The organism is Acidovorax cavernicola, from assembly GCF_003581445.1.
This window is the reverse complement of record NZ_QXMN01000295.1, coordinates 1-733: the sequence shown is the minus strand read 5'-3', so window position 1 is coordinate 733 and position 733 is coordinate 1. Positions and strand designations below refer to the sequence as shown.

The 733-nt window shown below is 67.3% G+C and carries 2 protein-coding genes; both read left to right on the top strand.

What is annotated here, in order from left to right; genetic code table 11:
- A partial coding sequence (locus D3H34_RS33250; RefSeq protein ID WP_167481331.1) for an FtsW/RodA/SpoVE family cell cycle protein occupies positions 1-341 on the top strand: 341 nt, incomplete at its 5' end.
- A gap of 64 nt (positions 342-405) precedes the next feature.
- Positions 406-733, top strand: a 328-nt coding sequence (locus D3H34_RS33245; RefSeq protein WP_286186583.1) for a PmbA/TldA family metallopeptidase, incomplete at its 3' end; no start/stop codon positions are given.

The following is a 733-nucleotide window of genomic DNA, read 5'->3' as shown; positions in this document are numbered from 1 at the left end:
AGTTCGGTCTGGTCGGCAATCTGCTGCTGATCACCGCCTTCCTGCTGCTGGTCTGGCGCGGCCTGGTCATCGCCATGCGCGCCCAGCAGCTGTTCGCGCGGCTGATGGCGGCGGCGGTGGCGATGATTTTCTTCACCTACGCGTTCGTCAACATGGGCATGGTCAGCGGCATCCTGCCCGTGGTCGGCGTGCCGCTGCCTTTCGTCAGCTATGGCGGCACGGCCATGGTCACGCTGGGGCTGGCGCTGGGCGTGCTGATGTCGGTCGCGCGCTCGCAGCGCCAGTTGCCGCAGGACGCGGCGCTGGGCCGCGGCTCGCTCGCGACTTCGCGCCTGGGCTGAGGCCGGGCGCGAATTTCCGGGTCAGTGCGGGGAGAGGGCATGGGGTGGTGCCTACAATGTACCCATGATCTCCCGCGAACCCACCATCGAACGCCTGGCCACGGCCCGCAGCTTGCTGCTCGAGCCTTTCGGCCTGGATGAATCCCACCTCGCACGCGCCCTGGCCGAGATCCGCTCGCACCAGGTCGATGACGCCGACCTGTACTTCCAATACACCCGCGCCGAAGGCTGGAGCCTCGAGGAAGGCATCGTCAAGACCGGTTCCTTCAGCATCGACCAGGGCGTGGGCGTGCGCGCGGTGAGCGGCGAGAAAACCGCATTCGCCTATTCCGACGACATTTCCGAAGCTTCGCTGCTCGACGCCGCGCGCACCGTGCGCAGCATTTCGAGCG